This window comes from Burkholderia sp. AU30280 (assembly GCF_020420125.1).
In the GTDB taxonomy this organism is placed as follows: Bacteria; Pseudomonadota; Gammaproteobacteria; order Burkholderiales; family Burkholderiaceae; genus Burkholderia.
The window spans coordinates 466,272-489,504 of the sequence record NZ_JAIZRY010000004.1; the positions used below are offsets into that span (position 1 = coordinate 466,272).

21 protein-coding genes and 2 pseudogenes are annotated in these 23,233 nt (G+C 66.1%); 15 read left to right on the top strand and 8 right to left on the bottom strand.

Going from position 1 to position 23,233, the window contains the following annotated elements; genetic code table 11:
• Positions 1-628 precede the first annotated feature (628 nt).
• On the bottom strand, positions 629-1,216 hold the full coding sequence (locus tag LGN17_RS12420; RefSeq protein ID WP_226197057.1) for an inclusion body family protein: 588 nt from the start codon (positions 1,214-1,216) through the stop codon (positions 629-631).
• A 621-nt stretch (positions 1,217-1,837) separates the two neighbouring features.
• Positions 1,838-2,110, bottom strand: a complete 273-nt coding sequence (locus LGN17_RS12425; protein WP_319000820.1) for an HNH endonuclease signature motif containing protein — start codon at positions 2,108-2,110, stop codon at positions 1,838-1,840.
• 132 nt (positions 2,111-2,242) lie between these two features.
• Here LGN17_RS12425 and rimO point away from each other — a divergent pair, with 132 nt between their 5' ends.
• The 5 genes and pseudogenes from rimO (at position 2,243) to LGN17_RS12450 (ending at position 6,615) form a co-directional block, all read left to right on the top strand.
• Positions 2,243-3,604, top strand: a complete 1,362-nt coding sequence (gene rimO / locus LGN17_RS12430) for a 30S ribosomal protein S12 methylthiotransferase RimO (protein WP_089456309.1) — start codon at positions 2,243-2,245, stop codon at positions 3,602-3,604.
• A 3-nt stretch (positions 3,605-3,607) separates the two neighbouring features.
• The gene (locus tag LGN17_RS12435; protein ID WP_226197058.1) at positions 3,608-4,534 is read left to right on the top strand and encodes a sugar kinase; all 927 of its coding nucleotides are present in this window, start codon (positions 3,608-3,610) and stop codon (positions 4,532-4,534) included.
• 96 nt (positions 4,535-4,630) lie between these two features.
• Positions 4,631-4,759: pseudogene (locus tag LGN17_RS12440) on the top strand (acetyl-CoA C-acyltransferase); the annotation flags it as partial.
• A gap of 18 nt (positions 4,760-4,777) precedes the next feature.
• Positions 4,778-5,320 carry a hypothetical protein gene (locus LGN17_RS12445; protein ID WP_226197060.1) on the top strand — a complete coding sequence of 181 codons (543 nt, stop codon included), beginning with the start codon at positions 4,778-4,780 and terminating at the stop codon, positions 5,318-5,320.
• Between the two features lie 113 nt (positions 5,321-5,433).
• Complete coding sequence (locus LGN17_RS12450) at positions 5,434-6,615, top strand: cystathionine beta-lyase (protein WP_226197062.1); 1,182 nt, start codon at positions 5,434-5,436, stop codon at positions 6,613-6,615.
• Between the two features lie 87 nt (positions 6,616-6,702).
• Here LGN17_RS12450 and serB read toward each other — a convergent pair whose 3' ends face one another.
• A complete protein-coding gene (gene serB / locus LGN17_RS12455; RefSeq protein ID WP_226197064.1) occupies positions 6,703-7,548 on the bottom strand; it encodes a phosphoserine phosphatase SerB in 846 nt (281 codons plus the stop codon).
• 167 nt (positions 7,549-7,715) lie between these two features.
• Positions 7,716-8,657 (bottom strand): LysR family transcriptional regulator, encoded by a 942-nt coding sequence (locus LGN17_RS12460; protein ID WP_175956250.1) that lies wholly within the window; start codon positions 8,655-8,657, stop codon positions 7,716-7,718.
• 122 nt (positions 8,658-8,779) lie between these two features.
• Between LGN17_RS12460 and LGN17_RS12465 the strand changes: the two genes are divergently transcribed.
• The 3 genes from LGN17_RS12465 to LGN17_RS12475 all read left to right on the top strand — a co-directional run bounded on the left by LGN17_RS12465 (position 8,780) and on the right by LGN17_RS12475 (position 11,232).
• A complete protein-coding gene (locus tag LGN17_RS12465) occupies positions 8,780-9,796 on the top strand; it encodes a zinc-binding alcohol dehydrogenase family protein (RefSeq protein ID WP_226197065.1) in 1,017 nt (338 codons plus the stop codon).
• Between the two features lie 159 nt (positions 9,797-9,955).
• Positions 9,956-10,507: a DUF6013 family protein gene (locus LGN17_RS12470; RefSeq protein ID WP_226197067.1), complete on the top strand. Its 552-nt coding sequence runs from the start codon at positions 9,956-9,958 to the stop codon at positions 10,505-10,507.
• Between the two features lie 251 nt (positions 10,508-10,758).
• On the top strand, positions 10,759-11,232 hold the full coding sequence (locus tag LGN17_RS12475) for a PliI family lysozyme inhibitor of I-type lysozyme (protein WP_226197078.1): 474 nt from the start codon (positions 10,759-10,761) through the stop codon (positions 11,230-11,232).
• 41 nt (positions 11,233-11,273) lie between these two features.
• Here the strand turns inward: LGN17_RS12475 and LGN17_RS12480 are convergent, their stop codons facing one another.
• Both LGN17_RS12480 and LGN17_RS12485 read right to left on the bottom strand, forming a co-directional pair.
• Positions 11,274-12,077, bottom strand: coding sequence for an ABC transporter permease (locus LGN17_RS12480; protein WP_175971808.1), 804 nt, complete (start codon positions 12,075-12,077; stop codon positions 11,274-11,276).
• Positions 12,074-12,775, bottom strand: coding sequence for an ATP-binding cassette domain-containing protein (locus tag LGN17_RS12485; RefSeq protein ID WP_226197080.1), 702 nt, complete (start codon positions 12,773-12,775; stop codon positions 12,074-12,076). Before LGN17_RS12485 ends, LGN17_RS12480 begins: the two co-directional genes overlap by 4 nt.
• Positions 12,776-12,927: 152 nt before the next feature.
• Between LGN17_RS12485 and LGN17_RS12490 the strand changes: the two genes are divergently transcribed.
• Complete coding sequence (locus LGN17_RS12490) at positions 12,928-15,219, top strand: AsmA family protein (protein WP_226197082.1); 2,292 nt, start codon at positions 12,928-12,930, stop codon at positions 15,217-15,219.
• Between the two features lie 6 nt (positions 15,220-15,225).
• Here LGN17_RS12490 and LGN17_RS36695 read toward each other — a convergent pair.
• Positions 15,226-15,677, bottom strand: a pseudogene (locus LGN17_RS36695) (lipocalin-like domain-containing protein).
• A 167-nt stretch (positions 15,678-15,844) separates the two neighbouring features.
• On the opposite strand from LGN17_RS36695, the gene LGN17_RS12500 reads away from it, so the two are divergent.
• The 6 genes from LGN17_RS12500 to LGN17_RS12525 all read left to right on the top strand — a co-directional run bounded on the left by LGN17_RS12500 (position 15,845) and on the right by LGN17_RS12525 (position 22,578).
• Positions 15,845-17,437, top strand: a complete 1,593-nt coding sequence (locus LGN17_RS12500) for an ABC-F family ATPase (RefSeq protein WP_226197084.1) — start codon at positions 15,845-15,847, stop codon at positions 17,435-17,437.
• 244 nt (positions 17,438-17,681) lie between these two features.
• Positions 17,682-18,431, top strand: coding sequence for an FkbM family methyltransferase (locus LGN17_RS12505; RefSeq protein ID WP_226197086.1), 750 nt, complete (start codon positions 17,682-17,684; stop codon positions 18,429-18,431).
• Positions 18,432-19,424: a phosphotransferase enzyme family protein gene (locus tag LGN17_RS12510; protein WP_226197088.1), complete on the top strand. Its 993-nt coding sequence runs from the start codon at positions 18,432-18,434 to the stop codon at positions 19,422-19,424.
• 1 nt (position 19,425) lies between these two features.
• The gene (locus LGN17_RS12515; RefSeq protein ID WP_226197089.1) at positions 19,426-20,304 is read left to right on the top strand and encodes a 4Fe-4S cluster-binding domain-containing protein; all 879 of its coding nucleotides are present in this window, start codon (positions 19,426-19,428) and stop codon (positions 20,302-20,304) included.
• Positions 20,301-21,362, top strand: a complete 1,062-nt coding sequence (locus LGN17_RS12520) for an asparagine synthase-related protein (RefSeq protein ID WP_226197092.1) — start codon at positions 20,301-20,303, stop codon at positions 21,360-21,362. The genes LGN17_RS12515 and LGN17_RS12520 overlap by 4 nt, the downstream gene beginning before the upstream one ends.
• Positions 21,363-21,369: 7 nt before the next feature.
• Positions 21,370-22,578, top strand: coding sequence for a glycosyltransferase (locus LGN17_RS12525; protein ID WP_226197093.1), 1,209 nt, complete (start codon positions 21,370-21,372; stop codon positions 22,576-22,578).
• Here LGN17_RS12525 and LGN17_RS12530 read toward each other — a convergent pair.
• Complete coding sequence (locus LGN17_RS12530; RefSeq protein ID WP_226197094.1) at positions 22,535-23,224, bottom strand: cephalosporin hydroxylase family protein; 690 nt, start codon at positions 23,222-23,224, stop codon at positions 22,535-22,537. The genes LGN17_RS12525 and LGN17_RS12530 overlap by 44 nt on opposite strands.
• Positions 23,225-23,233: the final 9 nt, after the last annotated feature.

A 23,233-nucleotide genomic window follows, 5' to 3' on the forward strand; every position in this document is an offset into this window, starting at 1 on the left:
CGTCAACCGCTCGTTTTTGGCTCGCCGAACACTAAATCGCTGTAAACTCTCGCTTTTGCTGCCACGCCCCCACACTCTAGATGTCCCAATCCCCCAAAGTAGGGGTCGTATCCGTCGGGTGCCCGTGGCGCTGTCAATATAAACCCCTGTTTTGTGCGTGCTATTAGGCGCATCCTGTCCATCAGCTTTTGATGTCGCGATCGCGGCCTGCGTTTCTGTTCGAGATCAAATAGTCGAGCGGTACGAGGGAGACGCGTATGACGGCAAGATTGCCAAGGCGTTCGAATACGTTTGCTTCGCGCGAGGATGGAAGAGGCCGCAGACAGTAGTCGGACACTCGAGACCTAGAACACTGGCAGCGCAACGGCGATACATCAGCTGGTGCTGAAATCCGGAGGTCCGGCGACGCACTCCGTGAACTCATCGCCGTCCTTCGGGGGCTTGTTGGTTAAGCCGTGGAGTTCGCGGAGTACGCTGACCGTGCCTGCATCGTCAACCGGCAATGTGAGGGAATCTACGACCTGTTGATGAGCGATACGCGAACTGATCAGCCACGCTAGGCGTGGCTGATCTCTCATATAGGTATCCGTTTGGCCGAAGTGGCGCCATTACACCTACTCACAAACTGCTACTTCGGCTGAACGGTAGTAATAGCCGGATCCCATTTGTAGTAGCCGACAAGGTTCTGGGTTTCCCGATCATCTCCAAGCTCATACAAGCCAAACCAAACCCAGAAATTCTCTGTTCCCTTCCCGGTAATGCGTGTGTCAAGCACCTCGAAACTTCTTGGGCGATGAAGTGCTGGCATGCCATCACGCTGCCTCGAATCGGGCTGTGCTGCAGCTTCCAGCGGATAGACGCGTTGGCGTAATCCAGTAATATCTAATACCTCTTCGCCATAATTGTGTTCCAGGTGATAAATGATTACGGCATTTGTTGCGTTGTTGTGAATCGACGTTCCGGTAAATGATACCCAATCATATTTTTTTGCGAAAAATGAGAGATCCCCTGTTCCTTGTCCACTTATTACTCCGTTTGGATAGGGGTCTGCGCATAGCATGTATTGGTTTTCATGGGTAATTGGATAAGGGCTGTCTTTTGTCTTGTTGCGTGGGTACTTCCCTTGTTCAACTTCCTTTACAAGCTTGTCTGCGTCAATTGCCACGAGTATTTTAATTTCTGCGGCTGTGACGTCAAATCCGGATTCTTTGTACATTTTAAATCTCCTATCTGATTAAAATGAATGCGTGAGCCACCGGTAAATTTGAGGCGAAAGGGCTCGCAATGCGCCTGACTTCGAGCGTTGGGGGGCGTCGATGCTTAACTCGATTAAATCTAAGTCGTTTGATTTTGCGGCGCGACGTTTGAAAGCTCACGCACAACAAACATAGCTTCCCGCACGCAGCAGATCCATTACAGTCAATTACACGCCTGCGTAAGCTAGCGGCTGCGCTATTCGATGGAATTGATGAGGCTCGATTTTTTCTGTATGGCGGGACTGGAACAAACAAGGGACGGCGCCAATTGTCCCAGTTTCTGTCATACCGAGGCTGACTTCGATTGCATGCGAAGGTGCCCGCAGCCTATCAGGAAGTTTCGATATGACCTGATCGCGACGTCCCAAACCACGTGCGTCGCATTCGGGTCGGAATCGAGGATGCGGCCCTGCATGTCAATCACCGTGAGCGTCGCCGGCTCACCGTCGGGCTTCGTCAGGCTCAACCGCTAGACGCTGACTTCGCTGACCGTCCTGGCGATCGGCGCGACCGCCTATAGGGCAAGCTGTTCGTTCGAGCGGCGTCAAAAAGTCCACTGGACACTGGCACTTCCTGGCGTACTACTGACGCTTGAGACGCGGGATCTTTTCGTAGAGCGTCTCAATGAGGCTCTTTGAATTTTGCCCGTAGTGAAGCTTGTGGTGGCAATTTGGACATGCGGCTACTGCGTTTTCGATGCTATCAGCGCCTTTCTCAGCGAGCTTTCTGACGTGATGGACTTCAAGATACGGACGGCCATCGGGGCCAATACGCCAGCGCGCCTTGCCGCACATGGCGCTGATGGTAGGCCGACAGCCCTTCGCCCGGAGTGATAGGGACGCATCAAGCACCATTTTGTTGTCGGCCGCCCAGCGGGCGGCGCACTCAAGCTGTCGATCGACACTACCGCCGGCCGCTTGTTTTGGCTCGCCGAACCCTAAATCGCTGTAAACTCACGCTTTTGCTGCCACGCCCCCACACTCCAGATGTCCCAATCCCCGAAAGTAGGGTTCGTATCCCTCGGGTGCCCGAAGGCGCTCGTCGACTCCGAACAGATCATCACGCAACTGCGCGCCGAAGGTTATGAAATCTCCGGCACGTACGACGGTGCCGACCTCGTCGTCGTGAACACCTGCGGCTTCATCGACGAAGCCGTGCAGGAAAGCCTCGACGCGATCGGCGAAGCGCTGACCGAGAACGGCAAGGTGATCGTCACCGGCTGTCTCGGCGCCAAGTCGAGCGCCAGCGGCTCGAACCTGATCGAGGAAGTCCACCCGAAGGTGCTCGCCGTCACCGGCCCGCACGCGGTGGGCGAAGTGATGCAGGCCGTGCATTCGCACCTGCCGAAGCCGCACGACCCGTTCACCGATCTCGTGCCCGCGGCCGGCATCAAGCTCACGCCGCGTCACTACGCATACCTGAAGATCTCCGAAGGCTGCAATCACCGCTGCACGTTCTGCATCATCCCGTCGATGCGCGGCGACCTCGTGTCGCGCCCGGTCGCCGAAGTGATGCTCGAAGCCGAGAACCTGTTCAAGTCGGGCGTGAAGGAACTGCTCGTGATCTCGCAGGACACGAGCGCGTACGGCGTCGACGTGAAGTACCGCACGGGCTTCTGGAACGGCAAGCCGATCAAGACGCGCATGACCGATCTGGTCGCCGCGCTCGGCGAACTCGCCGCGCAGTACGGCGCATGGGTGCGCCTGCACTACGTGTATCCGTATCCGAGCGTCGACGAAGTGATTCCGCTGATGGCCGAAGGCCCGTTCAAGGGCCACGTGCTGCCGTATCTCGACGTGCCGTTCCAGCACGCGCATCCGGAAGTGCTGAAGCGCATGAAGCGTCCGGCGAACGCCGAGAAGGTGCTCGAGCGTGTGCAGAAGTGGCGCGAGATCTGCCCGGACCTGACGATCCGCAGCACGTTCATCGCGGGCTTCCCCGGCGAGACGGAAGCGCAGTTCGAAACGCTGCTCGACTTCATCCGCGAGGCGGAACTCGATCGCGTCGGCTGCTTCGCGTATTCGCCGGTCGAAGGCGCCACCGCGAACGAACTCGACGGCGCGCTGCCGGATGAAGTCCGAGAAGAGCGCCGCGCGCGCTTCATGGAAGTCGCCGAGGAAGTGTCGGCGAACCGCATCCAGCGCAAGGTCGGCAAGACCCTCAAGGTGCTGATCGACGAAGTCAGCGAGGAAGGCGGGATCGGCCGCACGGCAGCCGATGCGCCGGAGATCGACGGGGTCGTCTACGTCGAGCCGGCAGCGAAGGCATCGAAGCGCTACAAGGTCGGCGATTTCGTGTCCGTGAAGATCACGGGCGCTGATGGCCACGATCTGTGGGGCGAGGTGTAAGCGATGGCCGCCGCGTTTCCGGAGATCCTCGCGCTCGGCGAGGCGATGGTGGAATTCAACCAGTCGCAGCCGGGCCGGCCTGAATTCCTGCAGGGCTTCGGCGGCGACACGTCGAACTTCTGCATCGCCGCGGCGCGTCAGGGCGCGTCGACGGGCTTCGTGTCGGCGATCGGCGACGATCCGTTCGGCCGGCTGCTGGCCGACATGTGGCGCGCGGAGCACGTCGACACGACGTACGTTCGGGTCGACCGTGCGGCGCCGACCGGTGTGTATTTCGTCACGCATGGCGCCGACGGTCACCAGTTCGACTACCTGCGTGCAGGCTCGGCGGCGAGCCGTTATGCAACGGGCGACCTGCCGCTCGACGCGCTGGCCGCCGCGAAGGCCGTGCACCTGTCGGGCATCAGCCTCGCGATCGGCACGACCGCGTGCGACGCCGCGTTCGCGGGGATCGACCATGCGCGCCGCAACGGCGCGAAGGTCAGCTTCGACACGAACCTGCGGCTGAAGCTGTGGCCGCTGCCGCGTGCTCGCGCGGTGATGCGCGAGGCGCTGCGCCAGACGGACATCTGCCTGCCGAGCTGGGACGACGTGACGGCACTCACGGGCGCGAACGATCGCGACGCGATCGTCGATGCGATGCTCGAACACGGGCCGCAGGTCGTCGCGCTGAAGCTGGGCAAGGAAGGCGCCTACGTGGCGACGCCGAACGAGCGGCGCGTCGTGCCGGGCTTCGCGGTCGAAGCCGTCGACGCGACCGGCGCGGGCGACTGCTTCGGCGGTGCGTTTGTCGCGCGGATCGTCGCGGGCGACGACCCGTTCGCGGCGGCGCGTTATGCAAACGCCGCGGCGGCGCTGTCGACGACGGGCTACGGCGCGGTCGCGCCGATTCCGCAGCGCGAGGCGGTGGAGCGCCTGATGCAACGCTGATGCGGGATGCGCACGCCGGCCACGGCATCGCTCGGACGATTCATGCGATCAGCAGGATGAGGCGGCGACATGCACGGTGAAGCGGTGATGGCGAGCGGTGCGACGGGCGCCCTGATCACCGTCAAGGCGCTGTACGAGTTGCGGTGCGTCGGCGGCCGATTTGCGCTCGTGACGATGTGCATCGGCGGCGGGCAGGGCATCGCCGCAATTTTCGAGCGAATCTGAAGCAAGGAGCAACACAAGGTGGGTCGATATTCGCAATGGCAACGGGCGCTCGTCGTCGCGGGCGCGCTGGCGGCGGGCATGGCGATGCCGGGCGTCGTCGCGGCGCAGGCCGTCGCGCCGGGCATGCAGCAGGATGAACCGGCACTGGCGCGGCCGCTGAAGCCGAATCCCGAGTTCGCCCGCCTGCCGCGCTACGAAGGCACGCTCGGCGACCGGCCGATCGTCGTGCATCTCGGCCCGAAGACGGACGAGGAAGGCGTGCACGGCGAATACCAGTTCGCCGATACGGGCGAGGTCGTGCTGCTCGCGGGCGATCGCGACGGCGACACGCTCGAAATCGAGGAATCGAACGACGGCACGAACATCACCGGCGTGTGGATCGGCCGCTTCGACGCGACGGGCGACCTGAAGGCCGACCGGATGAATTCGGACGAGTCGGATCCGCAGCCCGTCGTGCTGCGTCTCGCGCCGGGCAAGCGCACGGCGTTGCAGGTGCGCGACGGCCGCGTGCAGGAAATCGAGACGGTGGGCGGCGTCGTCAATCTGCGCACCGACGACTGAACCCGCGCTGGCTCGGTGCGCGCGGCGCGCATTGTACCGGGCCAATTGCGCCGATTTTGGCTAATCTAGCTGCATATTCCGCAACCGAACGGCCTCGTGCCCGGCTTCCCGTCATGACTGCATCCACTCCCAAGCGCGCACTGCAAACCCGCATCGTTCAACCCGACGACGCGATCCCGGAAGGCTTCCGTTCATTCGTGCCGCCGGTCGCGCGCGCGTCGACGGTCGTGTTCCCCGATCTCGCGACGATGCGTGCGCTCGTCTGGCACAACGACAACCAGTGGCGCTACGGCCTGCATGCGACGCCGACGTCGCTCGCGCTCGCGCAGCGGCTCGCCGAGATCGAGGGCGGCACGCATGCGCTGCTGCAGCCGTCGGGTCTCGCGGCGATCATGAACGTCTATTTCGGGATCGTGAAAGCCGGCGACGACGTGCTGATTCCGCACAACGTATACGGGCCGAACGCCGATTTCGGCAACTGGCTCGCGAAGGATTTCGGCATTACCGCGCGCTTCTACGATCCGCTGATCGGCGCCGGCATCGCCGACCTGATCCAGCCGAACACGCGGCTGATCTGGATCGAGGCGCCCGGCTCGGTGACGATGGAAGTGCCGGACGTGCAGGCGATCACGGCGGCCGCGAAGGCGCGCGGCATCGTTACCGCGATCGACAACACCTTTTCGGCCGGGCTCGCGTTCAAGCCGTTCGAACACGGCGTCGACATCTCGGTGCAGGCGCTGACCAAGTACCAGTCGGGCGGCAGCGACGTGCTGATGGGTGCGACGATCACCGCGAACGCGGAGCTGCACGCGAAGCTGAAGCTCGCGCGGATGCGCTGCGGCGTCGGTGTGTCGGTCGACGATTGCTCGCTCGTGCTGCGCAGCCTGCCGAGCATGCAGGTGCGTTTCGACGCGCACAGCAAGAGCGCGCTCGCGCTTGCGCAATGGCTGAAGGCGCGGCCGGAGATCGCGGCGGTGCTGCACCCGCAAATTGCCGATTGCCCGGGGCACGCGTCGTTCATGCGCGATTTCACAGGCGCGGGCGGGTTGTTCTCGGTGGTGTTCGACGAGCGCTACAGCGCGGAGCAGGTCGACCGCTTCGTCGAGTCGCTCGAGCTGTTCGCGATCGGCTGGAGCTGGGGCGGCGCGTGCAGCCTCGCGATGCCTTACGACGTTGCGTCGATGCGTCCGGACTGGCCGCATCGCGGCACGCTGGTGCGTTTCTATGTCGGCCTGGAAGACGAAGGCGACCTGCGCGCGGATATCGAGCGCGCGATGCAGGCCGCGCTCGGCTGATCGCCAGCCGATAACGTTCGGCAGAAAAACAAAACGCCGGCGCGATGTTGCATCGCGCCGGCGTTTTTCATTTGGCGTGTGACAGGATCAGAACAGCCGCAGCAGCCCGTCGAGGCCGATGTGGTCGAACGCGACCGTCGCCGCGTCGCGCACGACTGGCTTCGCGTGGTACGCGACCGACAGCCCGGCTTCGGCCATCATCTTCAGGTCGTTCGACCCGTCGCCCATCGCGATTGCACGGCTCGGCTCGAGGCCGAGCGACGCGCACGTCTCGCGCAGCAGGCGTGCCTTCACGTCGGCGTTGACGATCTCGCCGAGCACCTTGCCGGTCAGCTTGCCGTCGACGATCTCGAGCGTGTTCGCATGCGCGTAGTCGAGGCCGAGGCGGGCCTTCAGCCGTTCGGTGAAGAACGTGAAGCCGCCCGACACGAGCAGCGTCTTCATGCCGGCGGCCTTCACGCCGGCGAGCATCTTCTCGGCGCCCGGCGACAGTTGCAGACGTTCCTCGTACACGCGTTCGAGCGCGTGCGCGTCGAGCCCGGCCAGCAGTGCGACGCGGCGCGTCAGGCTTTCGTTGAAGTCTCGGATCTCGCCGCGCATCGACGCTTCGGTGATCTCGGCGACCTGCGTTTTCAGCCCGCAGAAATCGGCGATCTCGTCGATGCACTCGATCGTGATCAGCGTCGAATCCATGTCCATCACGGCGAGCCCGAAATCGCCAAGCGAGAGGCCGGCCTCGACGAACGCGAAGTCGAGCGCGTGCGTGCCGCAGTAAGCATCGATGTCGAGGCGCTGCGCCGGGTTCGCGTTGTCGATCCGCAGCGCGTGATCGTCGGTCTGCACGATGCGGGTGCCTCGGGACAGCGCGAGCAGCGGTTTGTGATGGGCGTCCGACAGCGGCGCAAGGCTCTGGATGACGAGGTTGTGGGTCATGACGGGATGGTTGGAAAGCGAATGAAATGCGTCTGCGGCTCACGGGCAGCCGCCTGCCGATGCGGGCCCCGTCCGGCGTCGGGCCCTTGCGTGGCGAACGCGCCATTGTAGCCGGTTGGCCGCACGCGGCGGTCGGCTGCGGAGCGAAACCGTGCGCGGCGCCGCGGTCATTGCCCGTCCGCGCGATCCCAGTACGGCGGATCGCCGAAATGCTCGGCCAGGAACGCGATGAAGGCGAGAGTCTTCAGCGGCACATGCGCGCGGCTCGGGTAGACGGCCCAGATCGCGATGTCTTCCGCGAACGGATAGTCGTCGAGCACGGTGACGAGCGCGCCGCTCGCGAGCAGCGGGCCGACGTCCCAGGTGGACTTGATCGCGATCCCGAAGCCGTCGACGAGCGCTTCGCGGATCGCCTCGCCATTGCTCGCGACGAGCCGGCCGCCGACCCGCACCGTGAGCGGGCCTTGCGGCGTGGCGAACGACCAGTCGCGCTGGTCGCCGAGGATCACGCATTCGTGCTGCGCAAGGTCGGCGGGATGGCGCGGCGTGCCGTGTTCGGCGAGATACGCGGGCGAGCAGCACAGCACGCGGCGATTCGCGGCAAGCTTGCGCGCGACGAGCGTCGAATCCTTCAGTGCGCCGAGGCGGATCGCGACGTCGTAGCCGTCGTCGACGAGGTCGACGATCTCGTCCGACAGCCGCAGGTCGAGCGACACGGACGGATAGCGGCGCAGGAACGCGGGAATCACCGGCGCGACATGCTGGCGGCCGAACGACGACGACATCGACACCTTCAGCCGCCCGTACGGCTCGGTGCGGCCGTGGCCGACCGACGCGCGGGCGGCGTCGGCGGCCGACAGCAGCGTGTCGGCATGCGCCATGAAGACGTCGCCGTCCTGCGTCAGGCTGATGCGACGCGTGGTGCGGTGCAGCAGCCGTGCGCCGAGCTGGCGCTCGAGCTGCGCGATGCGCGCGCTCGCGACCGCGGCCGACACGCCGAACTCGCGTCCGGCCGCGGTGACGTTCGCGAGTCGCGCCGCGCGCACGAACAGCGCGACGTCGAGCAGGTCGATCGGCTTGTCGGGGGCCGGAATCGGATCGGAGGCCATTATTCTGAAATTCCTGAAAATGTTTCAGGAAATATAGCGGTTTTATCGAATGATCGGGTTGCCTACGATGGCGTTCATGGGGCTGCGCCGCGGCCCGGAGGATTTCCTGAAGGAGTGTCGTGATGAAAGCCGTTGGACTGACCCGTTATCTGCCGATCGACGACCCGCAAGCCCTGCTCGACGTGGAGCTGCCGCAGCCCGTGCCGGGACCGCGCGATCTGCTCGTGAAGGTCGAGGCGATTTCCGTGAACCCGGTGGACACCAAGGTGCGCGCGCCGAAGCCGCAGGTCGAGGACATGCCGCGCGTGCTCGGCTGGGATGCCGCCGGCACGGTGATCGCAGTCGGCGCCGACGTCACGCTGTTCCGGCCCGGCGACGAAGTGTTCTACGCGGGCAGCATCACGCGGCCGGGCGCGAACAGCGAATTCCATACGGTCGACGAGCGGATCGCCGCGCTGAAGCCGCGCACGCTTGATTTCGCCGCATCCGCCGCGCTGCCGCTGACCGCGCTGACCGCGTGGGAAGCGCTGTTCGACCGGCTGCACGTGTCGCCGCGGGGCGCGGACGCCGGCAAGTCGGTGCTGATCATCGGCGGCGCGGGTGGCGTGGGTTCGATCGCGATCCAGCTCGCGAAACAGCTCGGCAAGCTGCGCGTGATCGCAACCGCGTCGCGGCCGGCGTCGGCCGAATGGGTGCGCTCGCTGGGTGCGGACACCGTGGTCGACCATTTCGGCGACCTGCCTGCGCAGTTGCGCGAAGCCGGGCATCCGAATGTCGACTACGTGCTGATTCTCAACGACACGGATCGTCACTTTCCTGCCGCTGCGGAGGTAATCCGGCCGCAGGGCGGCATTTGCACGATCGTCGAGAACGACAAGCCGGTGCCGGTCGAGCTGCTGAAGGCGAAGAGCGCCGCGTTTCACTGGGAATTCATGTTCACGCGCGCAATGTTCGAGACACCGGACATGATCGAACAGCACCGGATCCTCGGCGAAGTCGCGCGGCTCGTCGACGGCGGCACGCTGCGCACCACGCTCGGCGAGCAGCTCGGCACGATCAATGCCGCGAACGTGCGGCGCGCGCACCAGTTGCTCGAGGCCGGGCGTTCGATCGGCAAGCTCGTGCTGAGCGGCTTCTGAGCACGCATCGCGCGTAAGGTTGCGGCGCCGCGAACGCAAGCGGGGTAACACCCGATGCGTTTGCGGCGCACTGCATGCCGCTTGGCGGTAGACTGGCAGCGCATCATGCATCGAAAACCGCGCGGCACGCGCGTGCCGCCGCATACCAAGGAGGTCAGCATGAGCCAACACAGCTTGTCAGTCGCCGCTTCGTGGTCGGTCGTGTTCGCGGCGGCGTGCGTCAGCGCGAGCGCATTCGCGGCGCCGCCGGTCAAGGGCAGCCTGAAGGGCGGCGGTACCGGCCAGCTCGAATACACCGTCAAGGTCGACTCGAAGACCTTCGGCAATACGCAGGAGACCCGCAAGATCCGTTCGGGCGAGACGGACGACTTCAACTGGAAGTCGGTGCCGCCGAGCGGCGCGGTCGCGATGCCCGATGGTTGCCCGAACGTCGACAGCCTGCCGCGCGACGAGAACGGCGCGATGGTGCGCCAGACCCAGGTGCGGCTCGCGCCGTCGATCGACGCAAAGGGGATCGCCAACGTGCAGATGAGCTTCCAGGCGGCCGCGCCGAAGGGCACGCGCAGCGTGACGGCCGGCGGCAAGTCGTTGCAGTGCCCGGACGTCGTGTCGGTGAGCCAGGTGAAGTGGGTGTCGATCCCGACCAACGGCGGGTCGAAGGTCGTCACGATGAGCGACGGCACGAAAGTGACCGTGTCGATCAAGCGCTGAGCGGCGAGCGTGGGCCGGCGCCGGAGCCGGTGTGCGCGCAACGGATTCGACCTGCGGGCCGGCCCGGCGACATGTGGCCGTTTCGTGTCGCCGTCACGATGCTTTCCCGCTACCTGCCGCGTGGTACCGTGTTGCTGCAACGGCAGGGTAGTCGTTTGACGTCCGACAGCGTCGCGTGGCGACCTGCGTGACGTCATGCGCATGGCGCGCTATGCTCGCCCGCATCATCACCTTCCTGTCACGACATCCCGATGAAATACCGAATGCGCGCGTTGCCGTGTGCCTTTGCGCTCGTCGCCGCGCACGCGCATGCGGCCGACGATTGCAGTTTCGTGAAGAAGGTCGAGCTGCCGGCGCGGCAGCAGGTGGCGGTCGTGTCGAGCGGCGCCCTCGAACCGTGCTCGACCGGCAGCTACGCGGTGCGCGTGTATTCGACCGCGCATGCCGCACCCGGCTTCGATACCGACGATTACGTAACGGGCGCGCTGCATGCGCGTGACGGTACGGTCACCGATGCATTCACGGCCGACCTCGGTGCACGTGCGCCGCAGGCGCTCGTCGTGACGATGCGCTCGGCCGGCAGCGGCGGCTATGTCGGCGCGCAGGCCTATGTGACGACGCCGCGCGCGGTGAGGCTCGTCGCGTCGGTCGACGGGCTCGCGCCGGACGCGGACATCGCGGCCGCGTTGCGGCAGGCGATCGGCAAGCGCCGCAGCGCGCGCTGATTGGCGAGCCGCGCGAACGCATCGCGCGAGGGCACCGCGTGTCAGTGCGCGCGCTCTTCGAGCCGCGCCGCGAGAAAGCGGTGATCGGCCGAGAACAGCCGGCGATAGGTCATCAGCACCGCGCCGACCGTGCCGAGCGCCGAGGCGGCGGCGATCAGGAACATGATCACGATCTGGTAGCGCACGGCCTGCAGCGGCGACTGGCCGGCCAGCACCTGGCCCGTCATCATCCCCGGCAGGCTCACGACGCCAACGACGGCCATCTGGTTCAGCGTCGGCAGCATACCGGCGCGCACGGCCTGGCGCGCAGCGTCCTGCGCGGCCTCCCAGCGCGTTGCGCCGAGCGCGAGTGCGGTTTCGACGCGATCGCGGCGCGCCGTGAGTTCTTCCATCATCCGCTCGACGCCGAGCGACACGCCCGTGAGCGTATTGCCGAGAATCATCCCGAGGATCGGAATCGCGTATTGCGGTGCGTACCACGGATGGATGCGAATCACGACGAACAGGCCGACCGCCGCGACGAACCAGCTGCTGAACCAGATCGACGCGATGCTGTCGATGCGCTGGCCGCGATACGTGCGCTTGCCGCGCCCCGCGCCGGCGAACCCGGCGATCAGCGTCATCAGCGCGGTGAGCGGCAGCACGACGGTCCAGTGAGGATGACCGAACACCCAGCCGAGCACGTAGCCGATCGCGAGCAACTGCACGACGGTGCGCACGGCCGCGAGCGCGAGCTTGCGGCCGAGGCCGAGCGACAGGGCCATCGAGATCGCGCCGTTGACCGCGACGAGCGCGGCGGCGATGCCGACGTCGACGAGGCTCAGGTCCTGCAGTGCGGGGCTCATTGCGTGGCCTCCGTCGGGTTGGCAACCTGCATCACGCCGGCCTGCATCACGAGCCGCCTCGTGCCGATCCGCGCGGCCTGGGCCGGATCGTGCGAGATCCACATGTACGCGCGGGCGGCGGGCGCCGCGTCGAACCATGCGCCGACGAGCGCCTCGATCGCGCGCGCCGACTCGGGGTCGAGCGCGGACGTCGGTTCGTCGAGCAGCAGCACGTCGGGATCGAGCTGCAGCACGCGCAGCAGCGCGGCGATCTGCGCTTCGCCGCCCGACAGGTCGCTCGCGCGCTTGTCGAGAAAGTCGGGGCCGCGGCCGGCCTGCGCGGCGAGCGCTTCGGCCCGCGCGCGATCGAACGCAACGTCGCGATAGATCGCGAGCGAATACGGATAGCGCAACTGCGACTCGACGGTGCCGTCCATCTGCGCGGGACGCTGGCGTACATAGGCGACGCTGCGACGGTAACGCGGGATCGCATTGCGCCGGATCGGTTTGCCGCGCCACAGGATGTGGCCGCCGTCGAGCGGATCGAGCAGGGCGAGCGCGCGCAGCAGCACGCTCTTGCCCGACCCGGACGGCCCGGTAATAGCAATGCGCGATCCCGCTGCGAGGCTGAAATCGGTCGGGGCGAGCAGGATCTTGCCGCTGCTGGCATCGCGTCGCGTGATGCGCGCTGCATCGATGAGGCCGGTGGGGGCTGTCATGTCACAAATGAAAAAAAGCGTTAATGGCGCCGAAACGTCACGATGGCGTGCGTCATAATACCGATTGAAAAGCCGCGGGTGTCGTGCGCCGTTCGTCCACGCAAGCGGCCCGGCATGGCGCGGCATCATTTCAGAACAACTACGGAACCGCCATGACGCTAGCCCGAGCCATCGGCAAATCGGCTGCATGGATCGTCGGTATCGTCGCGGTGCTCATCGCGGCGGCCGGCGTCTTTCTCTTCGTCTTCGACTGGAACCGCGCGAAGCCGTGGGTCAACGAACAGGTCACAGCCGCACTCGGCCGCCCATTCGCGATCAACGGCGACCTGAAGATCGGCTGGCGCCGCCCCGACGGCGAAACCGGCTGGCGCGCGTGGGTGCCCTGGCCGAGCTTTACGGCCACCCAGCTCGAGATCGGCAACCCCGACTGGGCGAAGACGCCCAAGTTCGTCACGCTCGACGCCGCACACTTCGATCTCGCAATCCTGCCGCTGCTCGCGCATGAAATCGTGATCCCGTCGATCGACGTCGTGAATCCGGCCGTCGACCTCGAGCGGCTTGCCGACGGCCGCAACACGTGGACCTTCCAGTTCAAGCAATCGTCGCAGCCGTCGCCGTGGAAAGTACGGCTCGACAGCTTCGGCTTCGCGAAGGGCACCGTCACGTATCGCGACGCGATCACGAAGGCCGACCTGACCGTCGCGATCGATACGCTCGGGCAACCGATTCCGCTCGGCGACGTGCTGAAGGAGCAGGAGCAGACCTCGCGCGCGGCATCGGCGCAGCGTGTCGGCAAGCGCGGCGCCGCGCAACTGAGCGCGAAGGCCAATGCGGAGGCCGCGTCGAGCGCTTCCGCCGCGCAGGCTGCGAGTGCGGCGTCGGCAACGGGCGCGTCGGTCGCGTCTGCCGTGGCGGCGGCTTCGTCGTCTTCGTCCACCTCTTCAGCATCGGCTGTTGCCGCCGCCACATCCGGTGCAAGCGGCGTCGCGGCGCCCGCGAAGCCGTCCGGCCCGACCTATGCGTTCGGGCTGAAGGTCGACGGCCGCTACAAGAACGTGCCGATCAGCGGTACCGGCAAGCTGGGCGGCGTGCTTGCGATCCAGGACGCGTCGCGGCCGTTCCCGCTGCAGGCCGACGTGAAGGCCGGCGACACGCGCCTCGCGATCGTCGGCACGCTGACCGATCCGATGCATCTCGCGGCCATCGACCTGCGGCTGTGGCTGCAGGGCACGTCGATGTCGCATCTCTATCAGCTCAGCGGCATCACGTTGCCCGATACGCCGCCTTACGCGACCGAAGGTCGGCTGATCGGCAACTTCAAGCGGAAGGCCAGCACGTTCCGCTACGAGAATTTCAACGGCCGCGTCGGCGGCAGCGATCTCGGCGGCACACTGGTCTACGAGCAGCGCGAACCGCGACCGAAGCTGTCGGGCGAGCTCGTGTCGAACCTGCTGCAGTTCTCCGATCTTGCCCCGGTGATCGGCGCGGATACGGCCGCGAGCAAGGCCAGGCGCGGCGACACGACGAAACAGCCGTCGAGCCGCGTGCTGCCGGTCGAAACCTTCCGCACCGACCGCTGGCGCGCACTCGACGCGGACGTCAAGTTCACGGGCCGCAAGCTGGTCAAGAGTTCGGATCTGCCGATCACCAACCTGTACACGCACATCGTGATGACGGACGGCGTGCTGTCGCTCGAGCCGCTGCAGTTCGGCGTCGCGGGCGGCACGCTCGCAACGACCGCGCATCTCGACGGCAGCGGTGCGCCGCTGAAGGGCCGCTTCACGGTGGCCGCGCGGCATCTGAAGCTCAAGCAACTGTTCCCGGCGCAGAAGGTCATGCAGTCGGCGCTCGGCGAGATCAACGGCGATGCGTCGCTGTCGGCGACCGGCAATTCGCCGGCCGCGCTGGCCGCGACGTCGACCGGCGAGGTGAAGGCGCTCGTGACGGACGGCCGTATCAGCCGCCTGCTGATGGAAGCGGCGGGGCTGAACGTCGCGAACGTCGTCTACGAGAAGCTGTTCGGCAACAACGACGTGAAGATCAACTGTGCAGCGATCGACTTCGTCGCGACCAACGGCATCCTCGACCCGAAGGTGTTCGCGCTCGATACGGACGACGCGCTGATCAACGTCGACGGCCCGATCAGCCTGCGCGACGAAACGCTGAACCTGAAGATCCACCCGCACACGAAGGGGTTCCGGATCTTCTCGCTGCGCTCGCCGCTGTACGCGAAGGGTACGTTCAAGAACCCGGACGTCGGCGTCGATGCCGGCGCGCTCGCGTTGCGTGCCGGCGCGATGATCGGCCTCGGGCTGATCAACCCGTTCGCGGCCCTGATTCCGCTGATCGCGCCGAGCAACAACAGGGATGTGCCTTGCTCGGAACTGTTCGGGCATATGAATGCGAAGGCGGCGCAGCGGGCGGCGGCGAAAGCCGGCAAGTGACGGGCGTCAGCGGCCCGCGCGCACCCGGAGCAGCACGGCATCGACTTCCAGGCCGTCGATCCGTACCGGGGCCGCAGTGCCGAGCGGCAGGCGATCGCCGTCGAGCCTGACGGCGCGCTGCCGGACGTGGCCGATCCAGTTCGGGAACGGGCTGAGGTCCATTTCGTGGGCCAGCGTGCCGTCGTCGGCGACGTGAAAGGGGGCGGAATAGGCGATGTAGCCACCGCCGCCGCCGCGCGTTCGTCGGCGGTGTCGCCCTGCAGGTCGCCGTCCGCGCAGGGCGGCCTGCCGGCGGCCATCAGCTGGGCAGACATGTAGCCGTCAGGCGTATAGAGGATCCAGCCGCGCACGTCGCGGCCGAGCGGGTAGGTGACCGCGCTGCCGTCGCGCGGGCGGATTTCTTCGGATACGAGGCGCCACGCGCCGACGCGTCGTTCGCGAATCTGGCTGGCAAGCATCCGGGATTCCGGCAAGGCGGCGGTGGGGCGCGAGCCGCCGTGTTGGCGGGCTGCCGGACGCCGGGCCAGGGGGCTGAAATGCGCCGCCGGAACGGCGTGGTCGGCAGTTTCTCCGACACCTGCTAAAATACGCGGTTTTCCGTCGATTTATCCTTTCGGGACCTGCCGTGCTTTCTACTGCCAACATCACGATGCAATTCGGGCCGAAGCCCTTGTTCGAGAACATCTCGGTCAAATTCGGCGAGGGCAACCGCTACGGTCTGATCGGCGCGAACGGCTGCGGCAAGTCGACCTTCATGAAGATCCTCGGCGGTGACCTCGAGCCGAGCGCCGGCAACGTCGCGCTGGAGCCGAACGTCCGCCTGGGCAAGCTGCGCCAGGACCAGTTCGCGTACGAAGACGTGCGCGTGCTCGACGTCGTGATGATGGGCCACACCGAGATGTGGGCCGCCATGACCGAGCGCGACGCGATCTACGCGAACCCGGAAGCCACCGACGACGACTACATGCATGCGGCCGAGCTCGAAGGCAAGTTCGCCGAATACGGCGGCTACGACGCCGAGGCGCGCGCGGGCGCGCTGCTGCTCGGCATCGGCATCGAGGAGAAATTCCACAACGGCACGATGGCCGACGTCGCGCCGGGCTGGAAGCTGCGGGTGCTGCTCGCACAGGCGCTGTTCTCGAAGCCGGACGTGCTGCTGCTCGACGAACCGACCAACAACCTCGACATCAACTCGATCCGTTGGCTCGAGCACACGCTCAACGAGTACAACTCGACGATGATCATCATCTCGCACGATCGTCACTTCCTGAACGCGGTGTGCACGCACATGGCCGACATGGACTTCGGCACGCTGAAGGTCTGGCCGGGCAACTACGACGACTACATGCTCGCATCGGCACAGGCGCGCGAGCGCCAGGCCGCGGCGAACACGCGCGCGAAGGAGCGCGTGGCCGAGCTGCAGGACTTCGTGCGCCGCTTCTCGGCGAACAAGTCGAAGGCCCGCCAGGCGACGAGCCGCGCGAAGCAGATCGACAAGATCAAGATCGAGGAATTCAAGCCGTCGTCGCGCCAGAACCCGTTCATCCGTTTCGAGTTCGAGAAGAAGCTGCACAACGTCGCGGTGGTGGCTGAAGAGATCACGAAGAAGTACGAGCGCACGATCTTCCAGAACTTCAACCTGTCGGTTCAGCCGGGCGAGCGGATCGCGATCATCGGCGAGAACGGCGCGGGCAAGACGACGCTGCTGCGTTCGCTGCTCGGCGCGCTCGAGCTCGATCACGGCACGGTGAAGTGGTCCGAGAACGCGAATGTCGGCTACATGCCGCAGGACACGTACGAGGAGTTCCCGAACGACATCACGCTGATGGACTGGATCGACCAGTATCGCAAGGACGGCGACGACGAAACGATGGTGCGCGGCACGCTGGGCCGCCTGCTGTTCTCGTCGGACGACATCAAGAAGTCGGTGAAGGTGCTGTCGGGCGGCGAGAAGGGCCGCATGATCTGGGGCAAGCTGATGCTCGGCCGCCACAACGTGCTCCTGATGGACGAGCCGACCAACCACATGGACATGGAGTCGATCGAGTCGCTGCAGATCGCGCTCGAGCAGTTCGAAGGCACGCTGATCTTCGTGTCGCACGACCGCGAATTCGTGAGCGGGCTGGCGAACCGGATCATCGAAGTGCGCACGGATGGCACGCTGTTCGACTTCGGCGGCAATTACGAGGAGTTCCTGACGAGCCAGGGGCAGGAGTAATTGTCCTGACGCTTCCGTTCGTGTGATGCGGCCAGGCAGCAGTACGAAGCCGGGGCGCATGGCAGCGCGAAGCCGCCGGAGACGCATCGGGCCCGCATCGACAGTATTGTCGATGCGGGCTTTTTCATTTCCGTGCCGGTGAAGCGCGGCAGTGTCGCGCATTTCCGTTTCCTGCCCTCAATCGACTTCGGGTAAATTACGCTCCGAATACTTATCTCAATTCCGACCCGGAGCCGCCCCCTCGATGCAGGATCATCCTTTCCCGCTCGACCTGTCCGGCCTTGCGCAAAGCCTGTACGCGCAGGGCACCGAGGAAGGCATCCTGTCGCGCCTGATGGAGCGGATCGCGCCGACCCACCGCTTCTGCGTCGATATCGGTGCAAGCGACGGCCTGCGCAACAGCAACACCGCGCGGCTGCTGCGCGAACAGGAGTGGTCCGGCGTGCTGGTGGAAGGCAGCGCATACCGTTTCGGCAAGCTGGCGGCCCACTACGCGGGCGCGGACCGCGTCCGCCTGCACCACGACCGCGTTCAGCCCGACACGATCGACACGTTGCTCGCCGAGGCGAACACGCCAACCGACTTCGACCTGCTGTCGATCGACATCGACGGCAACGACTACTGGGTCTGGCGCGGCCTGCAGGCATTCCAGCCGCGCATCGTCGTAATCGAATACAACCCGTACTACACGCCACCCGAGCGTTGGGTCATGTGCTTCAACCCGGACCACGAATGGGACGGTTCGACGTACTACGGCGCGAGCCTCGAATCGCTCGTCCACCTCGGCAGGCAGAAGGGCTATGAACTCGTCTGCTGCGACGACATGGGCAACAACGCGTTCTTCGTGCGGCAGGACCTGTATCCGCTGCTCGGCATCGCGAACAACGCTGCGTCGGTGCTGTTCCGCCCGGCGATGTACAAGGTGCGCTATGTCGGGCACAACACGTTCCTGAGCGGCCATCCGTATCGATACGGGCCGGCCGAGCACATCTGAATGGACCCGCTCGCCACGACCTTCGACGAGATCCGCGAGGCCTACGCATTGGGCCCAAGCGGGCAGCCGCGCCAGGTCGGCGAACGCGTATGGCACCTGCCGACCGCTGACGGCGGCGTAGCGGTCAAGCTCTACGCGTCCGAACATCATGCGCGTGCGGCCAAGGAAGCGGCCGTCCTTGCGCACTTCGAGACGCACGGCGATGCCCGTTTCCATGTGCAGGCGCTGAAACGCACGGCAGCCGGCGCACCGCTCTGGGCGGGGTCAACTGCCCACGCGATGCTGACGCGTTGGGAAACCGGGCAGTTCAGAACCTACGACACGTTTTCACCGGCCGAATGGGATGCGCTCGGCGAGAGTCTGGCGGCGTTGCATCTGAGCCTCGAGCAACTTCATCTGCCGCAGGTCGACACGATCCGCGCACGGCTGACCGCGATCGACGCGGACGCGGTGCGCGGCAGCCTGCTCGACGCGCTGGATCGCGGCCGCTCGAACGACGGCGCGGAGAACCTGCGCCGCTACGTCGATCTCGCGCTGCGCATGCTCGAGCGCTACTATCCGGGCAGCATCGACGCGTTTCCTGCCGGCGATCCGCAATGCCCGATCCACAACGACTACAACCAGTTCAACTATCTGTTCACGGGCACGCTGCCGCCGCTCATTCTCGACTGGGAAGCGTCGATCGGTGCGCCGCGCGAATATGAGCTGGTGCGTTGCCTGAACCATCTGCCGCTGGAGGCGCCGCATCTGGCGGAGGCGTTCGTGCGGGCATACCGGCGGACCCGGCCGGTCGATCCCGCGCGTATCGCATGGGCGGTCGATGCCGCGTGTCTGCAGCACGCGCTCAAGCTCTGGATCGTGCAAGGCTGGCTCGACGATCCGTCGCGCTTTGCATCGCATCTGAACGGCGCGGTGACGATGGCGTCCGCGATGGTGGATGCGCGCGATCGTCTCGTCGATTTCTTTTCCCGTTGTGTGGAAACAGGACGCTGAAGTGAATGCGAATCTGAACCGGATGTCGAATCCGTCGCCGCCGGCCGAGCGGAAGCATGTGTTTCCGCCGCCGCTGGATCGCGATTACCGCGTCGAAGACGGGCGCGTGCTGACGCGCTCGCTCGAAGCGCATGTCGTCGACCACTGCAACCTGACCTGTGCGGAATGCTGCTCGCTGTCGCCGTTGCTGCCCGAGTGGCACGCGAGCCCCGAATCGCTCGAGGCCGATCTGCGCAAGGCGGCGAAGGTGCTGCGTCCGCGTATGTTCAAGCTGGTCGGCGGCGAGCCGCTGCTGCATCCGGCGCTCGTCGAACTTGTCCAGCGGGTGCGTGCCACGGGCATCGCGCCGGTGATCTCCGTCACGACGAACGGCCTGAAGCTCGGCGAGATGACGGACGCGTTCTGGCAGGCAGTGGATGCGCTGACGATCTCGCGCTATCCGAAGCCGGCGCTGTCGCCCGACCTGGTCGCGCACATCGAGCGCCAGGCCGCGCGCTTCGACGTGCGCCTGAACTGGAAGGTGCAGGACGTGTTCACGACGATGAACCGCGCGGAGCCCGGTACCGATCGCGACGCCGCGCAGCGCCTTTATCACGATTGCTGGATACGCGAGCGCTGCCATATGATTCGCGACGGCATGTTCTACACATGCACGCGTCCGGCGCATTTCCATACGCTCTACAAGGGCGAGAAGGATTTTCAAGCCGACGGCCTGCCGCTGCGCGACGACGCGGGCATGCTCGACGCGATGCTCGCCTATCTGCAACGCGAGGCGCCGCTCGAAGCGTGCCTGCATTGCCAGGGCGGCAGCGCGCCGGTGGCGCCGCATCGCATCCTCAAACGCATTGAAGTGGACGCCTTGAAGGCTCGTTATCCATGATCGTCGGCACGCGCGACCTGTTCGGCTTCGACCGGCTTCACTACCATCCACGCAGCGGTGCGACGGCGTCCGGCATCCAGGCTGTCCTGCGCGCAGCGGGGCAACCGGCCGGCGAGCCGGACCCGGCGGCCATCGCAGGCTACCTGAGCGGCGAGCGGCCGATCGACCGCACCGTGCTGCGCGACGTGCGCGCGGTGCCGCCCGGCCATGCGCTGATCCGTTCGCCGCAAGGGCTGACCGTGCAGCCGGCGCCCGAGCGGCCGCGGCACGCCGATCTGGAAACCGTGCTGCGCGCATCGCTGCAGCGCGCGCTCGACAGCGGCAAGCGTGCCGCGCTGGCGTTGAGCGGCGGGCTCGATTCGGCGCTGCTGCTCGCGTTGCTGCGCGAACTCGGTGCGCAGCGGCACGTGATGTCCTACGTGCTCGTGACCGACATGCCGGACTATTGCGAGCGCGATGCCGCACTCGAACTGGCCGAGCAGATGCAGGCGAACGTGAAGATCGTGCGCGCGAACGAGGCCGATTTCGTCGCGGCGCTGCCGAGAACGACGCATGCGGTCGAGGAGCCGATGTTCAACCTGCATCCGGTCGCGAAGCTGCTGCTCGCCGAGGCGATGGCCGCGGACGGCGTCGAGGTGGCCATTACCGGCGACGGCGCGGACCAGGTGCTGCGTCGCGACCGGTCGGCCAACTACCTGCCGCTGTGCCATGCGCTGTTCGACGCGGCGTCGGTCGAGCTGCATCCGCCGTTCGTCGACGATGCCGTCGTCGCGCATCTGATAAGCATCGCGCCCGATCCGGACAAGCAATGCCTGCGCGATCTCGGCGCGCGCCTGAACTTGCCGGACCGGCTCGTGCATGGCCCCAAGCGTGGGCGGCTCGCCCCGGCGATGGACCTCGCGGCGCTGCTCGATCGCGACCGCACGCACGCGCTGGCCGACAAACTGGGTCTGGCCGCACCTGCGCTGCAGACGGACAACGAACGCGTGCTGTGGACGACGCTGTCGCTGATCCTCGATCATTTCGACCACCTCGATGCCGTGCATCGCCCAACCTGAGTCGTTCATGAAACGCATCCTGTTCTGCGTGGTGCCCGAGAAAGGGCACGTCAATCCGTGCATCGGCCCGGCCCAGCATCTGCGCGCCGCCGGTTGCGACGTCGCGTTCTACGCGCCGGCCGATATCAGCGCCCAGCTCGACGGCGCGGGCGGCTTCGCGTTCGTCGGGCCGCGCGAGACGCCCGAGCGCCACGACCTGTCGCGCGGCGCGAGCTTTGCCGCGAACATTCGCGACGCGGGCTGGCTGCGGCACTGGATCCGCACGCTGCTGATCGATCTTGCACCCGCGCAGGTGGACGGCATCCGCGCGGTGCTGTGCGACTGGCAGCCCGACGTGGTCGTGATCGATCCGCTGCTCTATGCGGCGGCGATTGCCGCGGAGCTGGAAGGGCTGCCGTGGGTTTCGATGTCGAATTCGCTGAATCCGGTGCTCCCGGACGATCTCGATTCGGAGCTGCTGCGCACGGTGCGATGGCTCGCGCCGGAACGCACGCGGCTGTTCGCGCGCTACGGGCTCGATGCGCGTTTTCGCGGTTGCGACATCCTGTCGCCGCACCTGACGCTCGCGTTCACGACCGACGCGCTGGTCGGTGCGCCGCCGCCCGGCGTCGAGCTGGTCGGCCCGGCAATGCCGTCCGGCCCGCGCGGCGACGAGACGCCGTTTCCGTGGGAGCGCCTCGATGCCGGTCGTCCGCTCGTCTACATGTCTCTCGGCAGCCAGCTTTACTACCATCCCGACGTGTTTGCGAAGGTCATCGACGCGGCGCGCGCGACGTCGGCGCAACTGGTGCTGTCGGTGGGCGAACTGGTCGATTCGGATCTGCTGCCCGCCGGCGACGAGCGCGTGGTCGCGGTGCGTTACGTGCCGCAACTGGCGCTGCTGCGGCGCACGCACGCGTTCGTCAGTCATGGCGGCGCGAATTCGGTGATGGAGTCGCTTGCCTGCGGCGTGCCGATGCTGCTGTCGCCGTTCTGCAACGACCAGTTCCATTCGGCGCACTTCGTCGAGCGGGCCGGCGCGGGGTGCGTGCTGGATCTGCAGCAGGCCGGCGTGGCGGACATCGCCGATGCGCTCGAACGGCTGTTGCGGCCCGGATCGTTGCGCGAGCAGGCGGCGCGGATCCGCGCGAGCTATGCTGCGCGCGACGGTTCGGCCGAGGCGGCGCGCCTGATCAGCGCACTCGCTTCAGGAAACCGCCGGGCGACAGCGTCATGAGGACGCGGTCCTCGATGTCGTAGTCGACCTCGAACCGGGCGTCGCGGGCGAGGAATTCATGCGCGGCGGTGGCCGGGTTGTTGCCTTTGCCGTACGGCTTGCCGTCGAACATCGACGCGGGCAGGTACTCCATGATGGTGTCCATCACGATCGCGTAGCTGCCGGGCGTCACGAGCGGCGCATAGCATTCGAGTTCGCGCAGCACGTGCGCATGGGTGTGCGTGAGATCGAGGATCGCCATCACGCGCGCGCCGTCGCCGATCCGTGCGCGCACCGACGCGAGCGTGTCGGGCGCGCACGATTCGCCTTCGATCAGCGTCATGCGATGGGCGAGCCGGTGCGATTGCAGGCGCTGCCTGACTTCGTCGCGCAGGCGCGGTTCGATCGCGACGACGCGGCCGCTGCCGCCCGCCAGTTCCAGCATCGACGCGGAGAACACGACGCCGCCGCCCGCCGCGATGCCGGTCTGCACGATGCAGTCGGGACGCTCGCGCCAGATCAGTTCCTGGAGCGCGAGCATGTCGCCGGGCAGATGGAAGAAGCGCTCGCCGAGCCAGCGCGTCTGGAACAGATGGCCGAATTCGGCGGCGCGCGTCAGCCATTCGATATTGATGTCCCGCATGCGGGCCGAGGGACGCTCTGACATGGTCAATGC

Bases quoted from the DNA above. Each gene is read 5' to 3' on its own strand.
- LGN17_RS12510 (WP_226197088.1), top strand. From the start codon at position 18,432: ATGGACCCGCTCGCCACGACCTTCGACGAGATCCGCGAGGCCTACGCA.
- LGN17_RS12425 (WP_319000820.1), bottom strand. From the start codon at position 2,110: ATGGTGCTTGATGCGTCCCTATCACTCCGGGCGAAGGGCTGTCGGCCT.
- LGN17_RS12490 (WP_226197082.1), top strand. From the start codon at position 12,928: ATGACGCTAGCCCGAGCCATCGGCAAATCGGCTGCATGGATCGTCGGT.
- LGN17_RS12450 (WP_226197062.1), top strand. From the start codon at position 5,434: ATGACTGCATCCACTCCCAAGCGCGCACTGCAAACCCGCATCGTTCAA.
- LGN17_RS12420 (WP_226197057.1), bottom strand. From the start codon at position 1,216: ATGTACAAAGAATCCGGATTTGACGTCACAGCCGCAGAAATTAAAATA.
- LGN17_RS12530 (WP_226197094.1), bottom strand. From the start codon at position 23,224: ATGTCAGAGCGTCCCTCGGCCCGCATGCGGGACATCAATATCGAATGG.
- LGN17_RS12460 (WP_175956250.1), bottom strand. From the start codon at position 8,657: ATGGCCTCCGATCCGATTCCGGCCCCCGACAAGCCGATCGACCTGCTC.
- LGN17_RS12520 (WP_226197092.1), top strand. From the start codon at position 20,301: ATGATCGTCGGCACGCGCGACCTGTTCGGCTTCGACCGGCTTCACTAC.
- LGN17_RS12525 (WP_226197093.1), top strand. From the start codon at position 21,370: ATGAAACGCATCCTGTTCTGCGTGGTGCCCGAGAAAGGGCACGTCAAT.
- LGN17_RS12505 (WP_226197086.1), top strand. From the start codon at position 17,682: ATGCAGGATCATCCTTTCCCGCTCGACCTGTCCGGCCTTGCGCAAAGC.
- rimO (WP_089456309.1), top strand. From the start codon at position 2,243: ATGTCCCAATCCCCGAAAGTAGGGTTCGTATCCCTCGGGTGCCCGAAG.
- serB (WP_226197064.1), bottom strand. From the start codon at position 7,548: ATGACCCACAACCTCGTCATCCAGAGCCTTGCGCCGCTGTCGGACGCC.
- LGN17_RS12480 (WP_175971808.1), bottom strand. From the start codon at position 12,077: ATGAGCCCCGCACTGCAGGACCTGAGCCTCGTCGACGTCGGCATCGCC.
- LGN17_RS12470 (WP_226197067.1), top strand. From the start codon at position 9,956: ATGAGCCAACACAGCTTGTCAGTCGCCGCTTCGTGGTCGGTCGTGTTC.
- LGN17_RS12465 (WP_226197065.1), top strand. From the start codon at position 8,780: ATGAAAGCCGTTGGACTGACCCGTTATCTGCCGATCGACGACCCGCAA.
- LGN17_RS12475 (WP_226197078.1), top strand. From the start codon at position 10,759: ATGAAATACCGAATGCGCGCGTTGCCGTGTGCCTTTGCGCTCGTCGCC.
- LGN17_RS12435 (WP_226197058.1), top strand. From the start codon at position 3,608: ATGGCCGCCGCGTTTCCGGAGATCCTCGCGCTCGGCGAGGCGATGGTG.
- LGN17_RS12485 (WP_226197080.1), bottom strand. From the start codon at position 12,775: ATGACAGCCCCCACCGGCCTCATCGATGCAGCGCGCATCACGCGACGC.